Source organism: Bacillus sp. REN3, from assembly GCF_017912555.1.
Classification (GTDB): Bacteria; Bacillota; Bacilli; order Bacillales; family Cytobacillaceae; genus Mesobacillus.
In genome coordinates this window covers 21,460-36,978 of record NZ_JAERSD010000023.1, presented here as the reverse complement: position 1 = coordinate 36,978, position 15,519 = coordinate 21,460, and the positions used below count along the sequence as shown (strand labels likewise).

Annotated in this window: 15 protein-coding genes; 2 read left to right on the top strand and 13 right to left on the bottom strand. The window is 49.8% G+C overall.

Annotated elements, in window-relative coordinates:
• Positions 1 to 4 precede the first annotated feature (4 nt).
• The 10 genes from ligA to JJQ88_RS17115 all read right to left on the bottom strand — a co-directional run bounded on the left by ligA (position 5) and on the right by JJQ88_RS17115 (position 11,361).
• Positions 5 to 2,011, bottom strand: coding sequence for an NAD-dependent DNA ligase LigA (gene ligA, locus JJQ88_RS17155; protein ID WP_210367261.1), 2,007 nt, complete (start codon positions 2,009 to 2,011; stop codon positions 5 to 7).
• A 45-nt stretch (positions 2,012 to 2,056) separates the two neighbouring features.
• On the bottom strand, positions 2,057 to 4,279 hold the full coding sequence (pcrA, locus tag JJQ88_RS17150; protein WP_210367260.1) for a DNA helicase PcrA: 2,223 nt from the start codon (positions 4,277 to 4,279) through the stop codon (positions 2,057 to 2,059).
• A gap of 497 nt (positions 4,280 to 4,776) precedes the next feature.
• Complete coding sequence (gene pcrB, locus JJQ88_RS17145) at positions 4,777 to 5,460, bottom strand: heptaprenylglyceryl phosphate synthase (RefSeq protein ID WP_210367259.1); 684 nt, start codon at positions 5,458 to 5,460, stop codon at positions 4,777 to 4,779.
• Positions 5,461 to 5,616: 156 nt separating this feature from the next.
• On the bottom strand, positions 5,617 to 7,044 hold the full coding sequence (locus tag JJQ88_RS17140; RefSeq protein WP_210367258.1) for a sodium:solute symporter family protein: 1,428 nt from the start codon (positions 7,042 to 7,044) through the stop codon (positions 5,617 to 5,619).
• A 446-nt stretch (positions 7,045 to 7,490) separates the two neighbouring features.
• Positions 7,491 to 7,622 (bottom strand): hypothetical protein, encoded by a 132-nt coding sequence (locus tag JJQ88_RS21590; RefSeq protein WP_282597718.1) that lies wholly within the window; start codon positions 7,620 to 7,622, stop codon positions 7,491 to 7,493.
• Positions 7,623 to 7,763: 141 nt separating this feature from the next.
• Positions 7,764 to 7,952, bottom strand: coding sequence for a hypothetical protein (locus JJQ88_RS17135; RefSeq protein WP_210367257.1), 189 nt, complete (start codon positions 7,950 to 7,952; stop codon positions 7,764 to 7,766).
• Complete coding sequence (locus JJQ88_RS17130; protein WP_210367256.1) at positions 7,945 to 8,115, bottom strand: hypothetical protein; 171 nt, start codon at positions 8,113 to 8,115, stop codon at positions 7,945 to 7,947. The genes JJQ88_RS17135 and JJQ88_RS17130 overlap by 8 nt, the downstream gene beginning before the upstream one ends.
• A 79-nt stretch (positions 8,116 to 8,194) precedes the next feature.
• Positions 8,195 to 8,515 (bottom strand): YerC/YecD family TrpR-related protein, encoded by a 321-nt coding sequence (locus JJQ88_RS17125; protein WP_210367255.1) that lies wholly within the window; start codon positions 8,513 to 8,515, stop codon positions 8,195 to 8,197.
• A 16-nt stretch (positions 8,516 to 8,531) separates the two neighbouring features.
• A complete protein-coding gene (locus JJQ88_RS17120; RefSeq protein WP_210367254.1) occupies positions 8,532 to 9,557 on the bottom strand; it encodes a DUF3048 domain-containing protein in 1,026 nt (341 codons plus the stop codon).
• Positions 9,558 to 9,621: 64 nt separating this feature from the next.
• Positions 9,622 to 11,361 carry an adenine deaminase C-terminal domain-containing protein gene (locus tag JJQ88_RS17115; protein WP_210367253.1) on the bottom strand — a complete coding sequence of 580 codons (1,740 nt, stop codon included), beginning with the start codon at positions 11,359 to 11,361 and terminating at the stop codon, positions 9,622 to 9,624.
• 145 nt (positions 11,362 to 11,506) lie between these two features.
• Here JJQ88_RS17115 and JJQ88_RS17110 point away from each other — a divergent pair, with 145 nt between their 5' ends.
• Together JJQ88_RS17110 and JJQ88_RS21720 are read left to right on the top strand one after the other, a co-directional pair.
• Positions 11,507 to 11,773, top strand: coding sequence for a YgaP family membrane protein (locus JJQ88_RS17110; RefSeq protein WP_210367252.1), 267 nt, complete (start codon positions 11,507 to 11,509; stop codon positions 11,771 to 11,773).
• Positions 11,774 to 11,824: 51 nt separating this feature from the next.
• A complete protein-coding gene (locus tag JJQ88_RS21720) occupies positions 11,825 to 11,938 on the top strand; it encodes an EYxxD motif small membrane protein (RefSeq protein WP_349237156.1) in 114 nt (37 codons plus the stop codon).
• 116 nt (positions 11,939 to 12,054) lie between these two features.
• Here JJQ88_RS21720 and purD read toward each other — a convergent pair whose 3' ends face one another.
• Genes purD through purN form a run of 3 tightly spaced genes read right to left on the bottom strand, consistent with a single transcriptional unit; the run spans position 12,055 to position 15,491 of the window.
• The gene (gene purD, locus JJQ88_RS17105) at positions 12,055 to 13,329 is read right to left on the bottom strand and encodes a phosphoribosylamine--glycine ligase (protein ID WP_210367251.1); all 1,275 of its coding nucleotides are present in this window, start codon (positions 13,327 to 13,329) and stop codon (positions 12,055 to 12,057) included.
• Between the two features lie 42 nt (positions 13,330 to 13,371).
• On the bottom strand, positions 13,372 to 14,910 hold the full coding sequence (gene purH, locus JJQ88_RS17100; RefSeq protein WP_210367250.1) for a bifunctional phosphoribosylaminoimidazolecarboxamide formyltransferase/IMP cyclohydrolase: 1,539 nt from the start codon (positions 14,908 to 14,910) through the stop codon (positions 13,372 to 13,374).
• Positions 14,889 to 15,491 carry a phosphoribosylglycinamide formyltransferase gene (gene purN / locus JJQ88_RS17095; protein ID WP_210367249.1) on the bottom strand — a complete coding sequence of 201 codons (603 nt, stop codon included), beginning with the start codon at positions 15,489 to 15,491 and terminating at the stop codon, positions 14,889 to 14,891. The genes purH and purN overlap by 22 nt, the downstream gene beginning before the upstream one ends.
• Positions 15,492 to 15,519 lie beyond the last annotated feature (28 nt).

Sequence of the window (15,519 nt, the reverse complement as noted above, 5' to 3'; positions counted from 1 at the left end):
CCTCTTACTTATTTAATTCTCCAAGCATTCTCTCCTCGTTCCACACTTCAATTCCAAGGCTTTCCGCTTTTGTCAGCTTCGAGCCAGCATCCTCTCCGGCAATGACCAGATCGGTCTTCTTGCTGACGCTTCCAGCTACATTGCCGCCAAGCGCCTCGATTTTTTCCTTTGCTTCGTTCCGCGACATTTGCTCAAGCTTTCCAGTAAGGACAATCGTCTTGCCGGCAAAAAACGAATCCGATTCTTCAGCGGATACAGGCCTAGGGCCTTTGTATTCCATATTGACGCCAGCGGCCTTCAGCTCGGAAATAAGTTCCTGGACTTCTTCGCTGTCGAAGTAGGTGACGACCGAGTCGGCCATTTTATCGCCAATTTCATTGATTGCTGTCAAATCCTCGCGTGATGCATCCATCAGTTTGTCCATTGTGATAAATTGCTGTGCGAGCGTCTTTGCTGCCTTGGCTCCGACCAGGCGGATGCCCAGGCCAAATAATAGCCTTTCAAGTGAGTTCGATTTTGAGGCTTCGATGGCTGACAGCAGGTTGCTGACGGATTTTTCACCCATCCGCTCCATAGCAAGCAGCTGCTCGCGCGTCAATTTATAAATATCGGCTACGTCCTTGATCAACTGTTCAGCAAACAGCTGGCTGATGACTCTCTCGCCAAGGCCATCGATATTCATCGCATTTCGGGAGACGAAGTGGATCAACCCTTCCCTGATTTGCGCCGGGCATTTTGGGTTGATGCAGCGGAGCGCGACTTCCCCTTCGATCCTGACAAGGTCGCTTCCGCATTCAGGACAATGGGTAGGCATTTGGAATTCCACTTCATCCCCGGTCCTGTGATCCGCAAGGACATTGACGACCTCGGGTATGATGTCGCCTGCCTTTTTGACGACGACTTTATCGCCGATCTTTATGTCTTTTTCCCGGATCAGATCCTCGTTGTGCAATGACGCCCGGCCGACTGTCGTTCCTGCAACCTGGACTGGTTCAAGTATCGCTGTCGGCGTGACAACACCTGTACGGCCGACGCTCAGTTCAATATCCTTTAATGTCGTGACGACTTCTTCGGCAGGGAATTTATAAGCGATTGCCCAGCGCGGATTTTTCACAGTCGCACCCAGCTTGGCCTGCTGCTCAAGGGAATCGACTTTGATAACGATGCCGTCAATATCATAAGGCAAGCTTGGGCGTCTTTCCACCCAGCTGTTCACATATTCAATCACGCCTTCGATATCCGCTACTTTCCGGCGCTCCTTGTTTGTCTTGAAGCCCATTTTTTCGAGGAAGTCCAGTCCGTCGCTTTGTGACTGAATCCCAGTCTCCCCTAAATTCGCAATCCCATAGAGGAAAATATCGAGATGCCTTGAGGCAGCGATTTTCGGATCTAGCTGACGAAGCGATCCCGCTGCTGCGTTACGAGGGTTGGCGAATGGCTCTTCATCGCGTTCACCTCTCGCCCTGTTCAAAGCTTCAAAGGACTTTTTCGGCATGAATGCCTCTCCCCGGACTTCAATGGACACCGGTTCCTTCAGACGAATCGGCAGTGAACGGATGGTTCTTAAATTAGACGTAATGTCCTCGCCAATCGTTCCATCCCCACGAGTCGCGCCGCGGACGAACAGTCCATCCTCATAAACGAGCGAGACAGCCAGACCGTCGATTTTCAGCTCGCACACATAGGAAACATCATCGCCCGTTCCCTGGCGCACCCTGCGGTCAAAATCGCGAAGGTCCTGCTCATCAAAGGCGTTGCCGAGGCTAAGCATTGGCGTATTGTGTTCAACCTTCCTGAACATATCCAGCACTTCGCCACCTACCCGCTGTGTTGGGGAATCTGATGTCTGCAGTTGTGGATATTGCTCTTCGATCTCAATCAATTCTCTTAATAAACGGTCATATTCCGCATCAGGAACAGACGGCTGGTCAAGAACATGATATTCATAACTATATTGATTCAGCAGATTTTGCAAATCCTTTGCTTTTTTTTCAGCGGTCTGAAAATCCATAAATCCAGCCCCTTCATTCATGAATTTAATGATAGATGCACTTCATTAAGCTTTTTGGATTGGAGCGAATTTAGCCAGCAGGCGTTTGATGCCGATCGGGCTTGGGAATGCGATGTCAAGCTCCATCCCTTCGCCGGAGCCCTTTACGCTGACAACGGTGCCTGTGCCCCACTTGCCGTGCTGTGCTTTGTCCCCGACCTTCCAGCTGATTTCTGCGCCGCCGTTTGAAGCTGAAACTGGCCGGACGACCGCGCTGCGCTGAGGCTGTCTTGGTGTGCTGGCTGCCGGCCTATCTCCGAATGGAGACGGCCGCTTCGCTTTCGGTGCCGCATCCTCAATCAGTTCAGCCGGGATTTCCTTAATGAACCGGGATTCCGGATTGATATTTGTGCGGCCGAACAAGGTCCGCATCTGGGCGTTCGTGATGAATAGTTCTTCCTCTGCCCTGGTTATGCCCACATAAGCGAGACGGCGTTCTTCCTCCATCTCTGCTTCCTCCATCAGCGAACGGCTATGCGGGAAGACTCCCTCTTCCATGCCGATCAGGAAGACGACCGGGAATTCCAGTCCCTTCGCGGAGTGGAGGGTCATCAAAGTGACAAAATCGGTCTTCTTCTGTCCTTCATCATCAAGCCGGTCGATGTCCGCGACCAAGGCAAGGTCTGTAAGGAAGGCAACCAGCGATTTATCTTCATTGCTCTCTTCAAAGCTTTTTGTAACGGTAAGGAATTCATCCAAGTTCTCAAGCCGGCTCTGGGATTCAAGTGATTTTTCAGCCTTGAGCATCTCGCGGTAACCAGACTTGTCCAGGACTTCTTCAACCAATTCCGTGACAGACAGGTATTCTTGCTGGCGTGTATAGTTGGTGATTATGTCCCTGAATTCAGCAGCTGATTTTGCCGCCTTGGGGCTGAGCCCGATCATATCGATCATCTCAAGCGCCTGATACATAGACATGTCGTGTGTCATCGCGAAGTTTGCGATTTTATCAATCGACGTCGCCCCGATTGCCCGCTTCGGTACATTGATGATCCTCTGCAGGCTGATATCATCGTCCGGATTTGAAATTAGGCGCAGGTAGGCAAGGATATCCTTGATTTCCTTCCTGTCATAGAACTTGATGCCGCCAACGATCGAGTAGTCGATATTCGACTTCAGGAACGATTCCTCAATCACACGCGACTGGGCGTTCGTCCGGTATAAAATAGCGATATCAGAGAGCTTGCGGCCCTGCCGTTGCATCTCCTGGATCTTGCCGATGACAAATTGCGCTTCACCCTGCTCGCTGTCCGCACGATAATAGACGATTTTGTTGCCGTCAGGATTCTCGGTCCAAAGGTTTTTCGGCTTTCGGTTCGTGTTGTTCTGGATGACCTTGTTCGCAGCGAGCAGGATTTTTTTCGTCGACCGGTAATTCTGCTCAAGCATGATCACCTTCGCGTTCGGATAATCTTTTTCAAAAGAAAGGATGTTCGTGATGTCCGCGCCGCGCCAGCGATAAATCGATTGGTCGGAATCGCCGACCACACAAAGGTTCTTGAAGCGCTGGGCGAGCAATTTCACTAGCATGTACTGTGCCCTGTTCGTATCCTGGTACTCATCGACATGGATATACTGGAACTTGCGCTGGTAGTACTCGAGCACATCAGGCACGCGCATGAACAGCGTGATGGTCGTCATGATCAAATCGTCGAAATCAAGCGCGTTATTCTTGCGCAGCCTGCGCTGATACTCTGTATACACCTCGCTGACCTGCTGGGAAAAATAATCGCCAGCCGTCTTCGCGTACTCTTCAGGGGTGATCAATTCATTCTTCGCCGAACTGATCGTCCCAAGGATCGCTCGCGGGTCGAATTTCTTTGTATCCATATTCCTGTCCTTAAGGATTGATTTGATGACCGATTGCTGGTCTGTCGAATCAAGGATCGTGAAGTTGCGGTTATATCCGAGGCGATCGATGTCCCTTCTCAAAATCCGCACACACATCGAGTGGAACGTCGAAATCCAAATCTCATCCGCTGCACCGCCCATCATCTTCTGGATCCGCTCGCGCATCTCGCGCGCCGCTTTATTCGTGAATGTAATCGCGAGGATGTTATAAGGATTCACTCCTTTTTCAACCATCAAATACGCAATCCGATGCGTCAGGACCCTCGTCTTTCCGCTTCCGGCCCCAGCCATCAAAAGCAGCGGGCCGTCTAGCGTCTTAACCGCCTTCTGCTGCTGAGGATTCAAGCCATTCAATAATCTATCAGTCAAAAATTGCACTTGCCCTTCACCACCATACAAACATTTGTTCTTATTTTATCTCATAACTACAGAGTCCACAATAATATATCAGGAGGTCTAACCTCAGTGAACGCATGCAATCCTGGAGTCAGAGCCCGACGATTAACTGCCTCACCGCACCTGGGGCCATTCCCCCGTTAACCCACGCCACTTTTGGAGGCCTGAACTCCTTGGTTTGTTGCACCACCGAAACAGAGGGCCGCTCCCCATTAACACACGCCACTTTTAAAGTCAGAGCACCGACGATTAACGCTTCACCGCAACCGGGGTCCGTTCCCCGTTAACGCATGCCCCTTTTGAATTCAGAACCCCGTCTAATTCTTCACCACAACCGTGGGCGTTCCCCATAGCGCATGCCTTTTTAGAGCCCTAACCTCCATGGTTTTGTCGCACCACCGCAACAGAGGGCCAGCCTCCGTCAACACATGCTTTTTGGTGGAGCTGACCTCCATGTATTGTCGCACCACCGCAACCCGTTACTTTACGGCGGAAACGGTTTTCAGTGCTTCTCCGAGGTTTGTGTAAACGACGTTGCCTATTACGATGACGTCGGAGTGAGCAGCCATTTCTTTTGCCTGTTGGGCTGTTTCGATGCCTCCTCCGTAAAAGAGCACCGTTTTGCTTAGTGCGTTCTTGGCTGCTTTCACAAGCTCCGGATCCCCGTAAGTTCCGCTGTATTCGATATAAAAAATCGGCAGGTTGAACATTTTTTCGGCCATCATCGCATAAGCCCTGACATCTTCAGCATCGAGGCCTGTTTGTGCGTCTGTCAGCCTGGCCGCTTTGCAGTCGGGATTCAGGATACAATAGCCTTCCACCAATATTTCATTCCAATCCATCACGTCTCCGTATTCCTTCATCGCTTCATGGTGCAGACCGGTGACCCATTGTGGATTTCCGCTGTTCAGCACTGTCGGGATATAGTAAAAATCAAATCCCGGCGTGATGGAATCGATCGTCGAGACTTCGAGTATGCACGGGACCGTGTAACGGCGGATACGGGACATCAAATCAAGGACACCTTCCAGAGTGACTCCATCCGTCCCTCCCACTATGATCGCGTCGGTTCCCGACTCACAAATTTTTTCAAGATCTTGATCGCTTATTTCCTTATCAGGATCGAGTTTGAACACATGCTTCCACTCGCGAACATCGTACATCCTTGACTTGCCCCCATTCTATCTTTCCATTCAACCATTATAGCATTTGTTGATGGTATTAAAAAAGGATACATCAGGGTGTTGGAGCAATTTTACAAAAAGTAAATAGCCGCCATGAAAAAAACGTTCCCCCTGAGGAACGCTTTTTCGAAACCCTTAAAGATCTCGCTGTGCATATTGCTTTGGCAGCATTAAGGATACAGCGTAAAAGCTGATTGCACTGACAATCAAGGCAAGATAAATCGGATCGAGGCCGAAGAAATCCACATAGCCCCTTTCTCCAAGGAATACAGCCAGGCTTCCCAGGAACAAGGATGCAAGACTGCCTGCCGGGCTCGCTTTTTCCCAGATATGGCCGACGACATATGGGATGAACGCGCCTCCTGCCCTTAATGTGAATGAAAACATCAATAAAGAGATAATATCGGAGACATTCCAGATTGCTGTTACTAGGCTTAATCCCCCAACAACATACATTGTGTAACGGACCATTCTTAACAGCTTCTTATCGGGAGCATTCTTGTTGATGTACTGATGGTAGATATCATTCGTGAAAATCGATCCAGCTGCCAGCAGATTGCTTGATGCGCTCGACATCGTTGCCGAGATTAAGGCCGCAAAAAGGATTCCGGTCACCACATCCGGAAGCACCTCAACAGCTAGGACAGGAAGCGCATACTGCGCCCCTTTTTCCATCAGCATCCCACCATCAATGGCGCCGTTTTCGACCATCCCATACATGAATAAACCGATCACAGCCGGGATGAAAGCAAAGAGTACGTAAACCACAGATGTAATATAAGAAGCATGCTTAGCCGCCTTTCCATCCTTTGCTGAATAGTAGCGCTGGACCGCTTCCTGGCCAACGGTGAAGGACGCAATATACATGACAATAAGAGCGATGATTGTTTTCCACCCGGCGCCTTCCACAAGGCTCCACTTGGCATCAGGAATATTCGCGGTTACCTGTTCAAAACCGCCGCCAGCCTGAAGCGTGAATGGGATGATCAATGCCATTCCGACAATGATGAATATCCATTGGACGACATCCGTATAGACCACACTGTACATACCGCCCATGACGCTGTAGAGGGTGACGACAACGGTGCAAATGATGACGGACACCGTATAGCTCCAGCCCGTCATAACGGAAAGGATGGTCGCCGAAGCAATGAATTGCACCGCTGTAAGTCCGACCATAGGCAAAAGCATGATAATTGAGGTGATCAGCGAGTTTGCTTCCCCGTATCTTCTGCGGAAATACTCCGGCACGGTTTTTACGGCCGCGCGCCTGAGCATCGGCGCCAGGAAAGCGAGCACGATAAAAGCAACAGCCATCGTGATGACATACCAAACAGCTGAAAGCCCCCAATCACCATATGCTTTTTCAACAACGCCAAGCGAAGAACCGCCCCCAACCTCGGTCGCGGCAAGGCTCCCCGCCAGCAGCCACGGACCCATTTTCCGGCCAGCGACGAGGAAGTCCTCATTGTCATCGATCTTTTTCGAAGATGCGTATCCAATCCAAATCATGATCGCTAGATAAATAATGACAATTCCAATAACTGCCATACTTGCTCCCATAACCAGCCCCCTAACCCTTTCTGTTTACTCCCCTTCCTACCCGAAGAATGAGACAGTTAAGCCATCAATCCCTGGAAGTTTTCAGAAAATACTGGCAGGTTTAGCACTTTTCATCCTGGTTTTTGTAAATACAGGATTGGACAGCAGTTGGTGATGTTTAGGATGACTTCGTCTCGGTGTTGGATGTTATGGGTTTGCTGTGAACAACTGCCAAATAGCAGATAATCCACTTACAATGCTTAGAATGATTCGAAAAATCACTAATTAAGGAAAAATTGCACACGAGAAAAGGCACTCTATCCATACTTGGCCGGAATTAACTTGGTTCGGGGCCCGGAATCTCCCGATTATCCTCATAATCTTTCTTCCGGAGCACAAAATTTTCCGATTACCCAGGATAATCTCCCTGCCGACCTTCGTTACTCTCCTTCGATGCCCGGAATCTCTCAATCATCCTGCTTATTCTCCCAATTATGTGGCCGATTCTCCCAATTACCCAGCGGATTCTCCCGTTTGTCCAATTTATCCCAAAAAATCCCGCCAACTCTGGCCCATTCATGCCGGATTCTCCCAATCATCCTGCTTATTCTCCCAATTATGTGGCCGATTCTCCCATTCATCCCGCGTATTCTCCCAATTATGCGTCGGATTCTCCTAATTACCCAGCGGATTCTCCCGTTTGTCCAATTTATCCCAAAAAATCCCGCAACTCTGGCCATTCATGCCGGATTCTCCCAATCATCCTGCTTATTCTCCCAATTATGTGGCCGATTCTCCCATTCATCCCGCTTATTCTCCCAATTATGCGTCGGATTCTCCCAATTACCCAGCGGATTCTCCCGTTTGTCCAATTTATCCCAAAAAATCCCGCCAACTCCGGCCCATTCATGCCGGAATCTCTCAATCATCCTGCTTATTCTCCCAATTATGTGGCCGATTCTCCCATTCATCCCGCGTATTCTCCCAATTATGCGTCGGATTCTCCCAATTACCCAGCGGATTCTCCCGTTTGTCCAATTTTTTCCAAAAAACCGCCAACTCCGGCCCTTCCTTCCCCATCCTCATCCTCATCCCCATCCTCATCCTCTCAAATCTATTTAATTAAAAAACCGGAGTCCTCCTTCTGGACTCCGGTTTTCACTATTGGCTATTATTTGGTTGTTTCTTTTTCGGCGTTTTCCTGTTCCTTCAGCCTGTCTAGTGCCATTTCATAAGCGTCGTTACCGTAGTTAAGGCTTCGCTTGACACGGGAGATCGTCGCGGTGCTGGCGCCGGTTTCGGTCTCGATTTTATGGTAGGTCTTTCCTTCGCGCAGCATCCGGGCTACTTCAAGGCGCTGTGCCAATGACTGGATTTCATTCACGGTGGCGAGGTCATCGAAAAAGCGATACGCTTCATCCAAATCCTTCAATGACAAAATCGCTTTGAATAATTGATCGAGTTCTTTCCCTCTTAATTTATCAATTTGCATATATTCATACCCCTTTTTAGTGAGTGTCGAATGAGACATTGGCGATGGATGGAACGATGTTGATCCATGTTCTGCCTGGTACGAAACCGGCTTTTGCCCCGCCTTTGTAGGGAACGATCCTGCCGGCTTCATTCTTCCATTCTATCTCATTGACTTTGCCTTTTTGGAACAAATATCCTTTGCCGCCTGAGGTAAGGTTGATTGCCCGGCGGCCGGCTGAGTCGACCACCCGGTGGTTCATTTGCACAACCAGGATGTTGTCAACGCGCACTGGTTTCTTGGACTCATAATCAATCATTTCCTCACTGCCGACAAAGCGGTGATACTTGCCTGATTTCTTGTCGTACTCAAAGATCGAGTCGACAGAAGGGTCGCCATATGACACCATCAAATCTTCCGCGGCTGCACCTTCAAGCTTGCCAGCTTCTTCCTTGCTTAAAAATGTTGCCGGTCCGGGAGCCTGGTCCATCTTATAACCTTTTTTATCTGCGCCTTTTAAAATATTTTCGAAGGTGATATAGGAATTGTGCGGCGCTTTGCGGAAGCTTGCCCGTTTGAACAGCGTTCCGTCATATTGCATGCCATTGATATTGTCGATTTCCCCGCGTCCGAGCCTTGCTTTCGCATCAGGGCTGTAGCCGTGCGCGACAAAGAAACTGCCGTAGCCGGCAGCGAGATCAATAAAGTACTCCCTTGCACTGCGGACTGGTCCTATTTTCTTAGGGCGCTCGCTCTGAAAGATCGCGACGAATCTCGTTACATCGCCTTCAGCAAGGACCTCATAGATGATGTCCGCCTTATCAAGGCCTGTCTGCGGCCGCGCCTTCGGATGGTTATTGACTACTACAGCAACAGCACGCGCAGCAGGTTCTTCCTTCGAGCCGATTCCGGTCAGTGGATACTTGTATGGAAGCTCGACAATGCCTTTGGAGACATCCAGCACTTCTTTTTCCTTATGGTCTTTGACTTCTTCTTTCTCTTTATTGCTGCAGCCGGAAATCAGCATGATAACTGCCGCTGCAACAGCGATCCATTTTTTCATTATTATCGCCACCCTTGTGAACTCCCAGTTCATTTATGGCATTCTCTCTCTGCACTTTTATATTTTAACGCATTATCGTTGGAAAGAGTACCGTTTTTTTCATTACATCATATACGCCTTGCTGAGTGATGCGGATATAAGGCAAATGCGTTGATGAGAAAAATAGGAGCGAGTAGATCGGATCGGCAAATGGATAGCCTTTTCCCTTCAGATAGCTTAGCAGCTGTTTTTCTTCCTCCATCAGCTCGCTAACCGGGTGGCTGGACATGATGCCATGCAGTGACAGCGGGATCTCGCGTACCGGAACACCCTCTTCACAAGCAACAATTCCTCCGCCGAGCTCCTTCATTCGGTTAAAAGCGGCCATCATATCCCGCTTGCTTTTGCCAATCAGGATGATGTCCCCTGTATTTGAAAAGGAACTGGCTAGCCCCTTCAGCTCTGTGGCGAAGCCTTTCAATAACGTGTTGATGCGCCATTCGCCATTTCTATCGACAAGCATGAAATAGCATTCATCGTGGCTCGTTGGCAATTCGTCGACAGAAACATCAATCGAAATCGAATAAGGTTTGGTAATGACCGAATTCTCCATCTTGATGCCAAACGGCATCGAGAATTGGATGTCATCGAAGGAAAGCTCCCAGTCGAGTTCAAGTGGTTCAAGGCCAAAATCTCGCCAGTCGACACTGCCAGCTGACGGAATCGCTTCCCCTTCCCTTTTTACCCACTTTCCCTTTGCCAGAACGGAAACTGGGGTCGGTTCTTTTTCATCCGCTAAAAAGTTGATGTTCGCTATCCTTCCTGTTGCGATATTTCCATGCAAATGTTCAAAGTTATAATAGCGCGCCACATTGATGGTCGCCATATTGTACGCGTCGATAACCGGCACTCCTTTGCTGAGCGCGATCCGGATGAGCTCATCGATGACCCCGTTTTCGTAAAAAGCTGTGGAGGCCCCGTCTGTTGTCATCATGAAGCGGTCATAAACGGCGATATCCATCTCATGAATGTCATCAAGCAGTTTCGGCAGGTCCGGCCGGATCGATGAATGCCTGAGCGAAACCATATAGCCCTGCATCAGCCTTTTTTTGACCTCATCGCCAGTCATCGCTTCGTGGTCGCAATCCGCCCCAAACAGCATCATTTTAGCCAGCGTTTTTTCCGACGCGCCAGGAAAATGCCCTTCGATTTTCTTATGGAGGCGTTTTGTTTCCTGCATCCAGTGGAGAATCATGTCATCCCCGCTCAGGAGCCTCGGCCAGCAAGTCAATTCGCCTCCCTGCACGACACATTCATGCTCTAGCCAGCTTCTGATGTTCCCGTTTGAAAAAACAGTTTCCTCGTCCTGGATTTCCGTCTGGGCATCAAAACGGCACCACCAATACATTGTGACCGGGTTACGGTTCAGCTCCTGTATAAAAGAAAACGCTTTCTTTTTATCCAATTGCAAAGCAAGCACCATGTTGTCATTGATCAGGGTCGTCGTTCCCGTCTGGGATGCATAGGCAGCAAAGGAATGGGGATTATAAAGTTGAAACGGATGGGCATGCGGCTCGATATACCCTGGCACAAGCTTCATCCCGCTGCAATCCACTGTTTCGCAATGCTCTGTATTTTCGGGCAGATTTTCACCAACATACACAATCCGGTCTTTGTAAATCCAAATGTTCGCAGTCAGCCACTTGCGGAATATCTGGTTCAAGTACGTAGCGTTTTTCAATAAAATCGTCGGTGAAAGGGTCCCGTCCAAAACAGCAGCATGGTCTCGTAATTGTTTGTTTTTCCATCGATAACGTTGTTCCATACCTGTTCCTCTTTTCTCTATCTATTTTTGCGGAAACGCAAAAGAAAGCCCTTTCATTCTTGATATTTATGGTAACATATTTCACTATTTAACGCACTAAAGAATTACAAAAAAACTGTAAGAATAACGGAAAGGAGTTTTTTACATGAACATACGCCAGAATATCGGCATCCTTAACTCATTGATCAGGATTACAGCGGGGTTGACCATCCTTGCCTGGGCAACGGCAAAGATGGTGAAGAGGCCATGGCGCGATTCGTATTTATTCATGGCGATGATGGGGGCGATGAAGGTAGGCGAAGGCATCGTCCGCTACTGCCCGATGACCGCGCTCTATGAAAAAGGACAGGAAATGATGGAAGAACGCCAATCTGCAGACGATGACGGGTTCATACCTTATAATCCAAGCTAATAATAAACAAGAGCCCCCAGATGATGGGGGCTCAAAAAGGAGATGATCTTAATGATTTGGGAATACATGATGGATATCGGTTTTGTCTGGATTGCGGTGATTGGCAGCATCATCGCCCTGGTGTACGTCTATATCCAAAGCCCGTGGAAAAAGCAGGCAAAGTAACAGCGGTACACCATTTCGGACTTGCCGATTCCGATGATTAATACCGATCCGATTCATCTGCATCGAAGCCAGCTGGAGAAGATCCTATCGCCGTACCAGCTCCGGGCGGGTTGAAGTTAAAGGACCGGGTCTTTCCTTGCGTGCCGGATCGCCTTGCTGCCGATGTCCCTGCGGTAAAAAGTTCCCTGGCAGTCGAGCTTCTCCAGCTCCTTGTATACTTTCCTTTGGGCTTCCTCGAGTGTGTCTGCCTTTGCCCCGACAAGCAGCACCCTGCCGCCGTTGGCCACGAATTCACCCTGGCTGTTTTTAGCTGTGCCAGCGTGGAAGACATCAGACATTTGCTCAATGCCCTTCAAAACAGCCCCTTTTTCGTACTGTTCCGGATAGCCATTCGCGGCGACGACAACGCCGACCATGGCTTCATCATGCCACTCGAGCTTCGGGGAATGGCCATCAAGTACCTCAAGCATTACCCCAACCAGGTCCGATTTCAGCCGTGGCAGGATGACCTGCGTTTCCGGGTCGCCAAACCGCGCGTTGAACTCGATCACCTTTGGGCCATGATCTGTTTCAATCAAGCCGGCGTAAAGGATTCCCGTGAAGCTCCGGCCTTCCTGCACCATAGCCTTCGCGGCTGGATAAAGGACCTTTTCGACGGCTTCCTCCACTGTTTCTTTTCGGATATGCGGCACCGGAGAATAAGCTCCCATCCCGCCGGTATTCGGTCCCTCATCGCCATCATATGCCCGTTTGTGGTCCTGGGCGATTTCCAGAGGGGTTACGGTTTCACCGTTCACGAACGCCATCAGCGAAAACTCTTCCCCTGTTAAAAACTCTTCCATAACCACGCTGGCGGATGCTTCACCGAACTTTGCGCCAAGCATCATCTCTTCGAGCGCTTTTTCAGCTTCCTGTTCGGTCATCGCAACGACGACGCCTTTCCCTGCTGCCAGTCCGTCCGCCTTGATGACGATTGGGGCACCGATTTTTGCAAGGTATGCCCTTGCCTGTCCATACTCTGAAAAAACTTGATAATCCGCAGTCGGGATGCTGTACTTTTTCATCAGATCCTTCGCGAATGACTTGCTGCCTTCAATGATCGCAGCCGCTTTGCGCGGGCCGAAAACCTCGAGCCCTTCCTCTGCCAGCCGGTCCGCCAATCCGTCAAGCAGCGGCACCTCTGGCCCGATGATCGTCAGGCCAATCTGTTCGATGACTGCGAATGAAACCAACTCATCATGCTGATTTTCATTTATCCCAACCAGCGTCGCGCAATCAGCCATCCCGGGATTGCCCGGGGCCACGAAAACCTCCGTCACCATCGGGCTTTCGCTTACCTTACGGCAAATCGCATGCTCACGGCCGCCTCTGCCAATCACAAGAACCTTCATTCCCAGCACCTCCAAATTTGTTTTGGGTTTTGCCATTCGCATTTAATGCTTGAAATGCCTTACCCCTGTAAACACCATGGCAATTCCATACTCATCAGCTTTTTTGATGGAGTCGGCGTCCTTTTTCGAACCGCCCGGCTGGATGATTGCGGTAATGCCTGCTTGCGCCGCTGCCTCAACTGTGTCATCCATCGGGAAGAACGCATCAGATGCAAGAGCCGCCCCCTTTGCTTTCTCATCTGCTTGCTCGAGTGCGATTTTTGCAGAACCGACACGGTTCATCTGTCCGGCACCGATCCCTAAAGTTGAATCATTGCCGGCAACGACAATCGCATTCGATTTCACGTGCTTGACAACCTTCCAGCCAATCTTCAACGCTTCCCATTCAGCTTCTGTTGGTTCCCGTTTCGTCGGAATCGTGATTTCCGCATCTTCCAGGCCATATCCATCCTGGTCTTGCACAAGCAAACCGCCTTCGATGGAAGAAAGCATGGATTCATTTGCTGCTTCGCCGCCAAAAGGAACTTTTAGCAGGCGGATGTTTTTCTTTGCTGTCAAAATGTCGATTGCTTCCTTGCTGAAAGCCGGGGCGATGATGATTTCAAGGAAAATCTCCGATAGCTTGCCAGCTGTTTCTGCGTCAACTTCACGGTTCAAGGCGATGATCCCGCCAAAAATCGAAACCGGATCGGCTTCGAACGCTTTTACGAACGCTTCATGAACGCTTTCGCCGATACCGACGCCGCACGGGTTCATATGCTTGACCGCTACGGCAGCCGGTTCAGTAAATTCCTTCACGATCTGCAAAGCGGCATTCGCATCGTTGATATTGTTATAGGAAAGCTCTTTTCCATGAAGCTGTTCTGCTGCTGCAACAGAAAATGCGGAACCTAGCGGCTTTTGGTAAAAAGCGGCCTTTTGATGCGGATTCTCCCCGTAACGGAGGTTTTGCTTCAGCTCATAAGTGACCGTCATCTTTTCCGGATTGGTTTCTCCTGCAAGCCCTGTCATATACTCTGCGATCAAAGCGTCGTAGGCAGCTGTATGGCGGAATACCTTTGCCGCAAGACGGCGCCTTGTTTCAAGTGTCGTTTCGTTCTTGCTCTTGTATTCTTCGAGCACCTGCTGGTAATCAGCCGGATCGACAAGCACAGTTATGTACTGGTGGTTCTTCGCAGAAGCACGCAGCATAGCCGGTCCGCCGATGTCAATGTTTTCGATCGCATCTTCTGGTGTCACGCCAGGCTTTGAGATTGTCTCTTTGAATGGATACAGATTGACGCAGACGAGTTCGATTTTTTCGATTTCATTTTCTGCAAGTTGGCTTTGGTGGCCCGGATCACTATATTTCGCTAGCAGGCCGCCATGGATTTTCGGATGGAGCGTCTTCACACGGCCTTCAAGAATTTCTGGAAAACCAGTTACATCACTTATGCCAATGACAGGCACCCCGCCATCCTGCAGCGCTCTTTTCGTCCCGCCGGTAGAGACAATTTCAAAACCAAGCTCCACCAGGTTCCTGGCGAACTCGACAATCCCCTCCTTATCTGACACACTGATCAGTGCACGCTTTGTTCCCATTGTGCTTCCTCCTTTTTTCCTGACAGCAGTTGTTCCAGGACTTCTGGATACAAGCTGTGTTCAATCCGCTGTACTTTCTTCTGGAGCGATTCCCTTGTTTCTCCGTCCTCTACCTGGACGGCCGCACTTGCGATGATTGGTCCTGTGTCCATTCCTTCATCGACATAATGGATGGTCACTCCTGTTGTTTTCACTCCCGCAGCCAATGCCTGGCCAATTGCATCCTTTCCTGGGAATGCCGGCAAAAGCGATGGGTGGATGTTGACGATCTTGCTTTCATAAGCCTTCAAGAGCACTGGGCCGATCAGCCGCATGTAACCGGCAAGCACAATGAATTCCACATCCATCTCCGTCAGCTTCTGTAAAATTTCAGCCTCATAGGCTTCTTTTGTCTTGAAATCCTTCGGACTGATGACCATGGCTGGAATGCCCAGCATGCCTGCCCGCTCAACAGCGAAAGCTCCTGGCTTATCGCATACGAGAAGGCAAATTTCCGCATTCAGGCTGCCTGACTGGGCAGCAGCGGCGATTGCCTGAAAATTGCTTCCACTTCCCGATGCGAATACTGCGATTTTTTTCATGATCGGCCTCCTTTCTGGTGAATGGTCT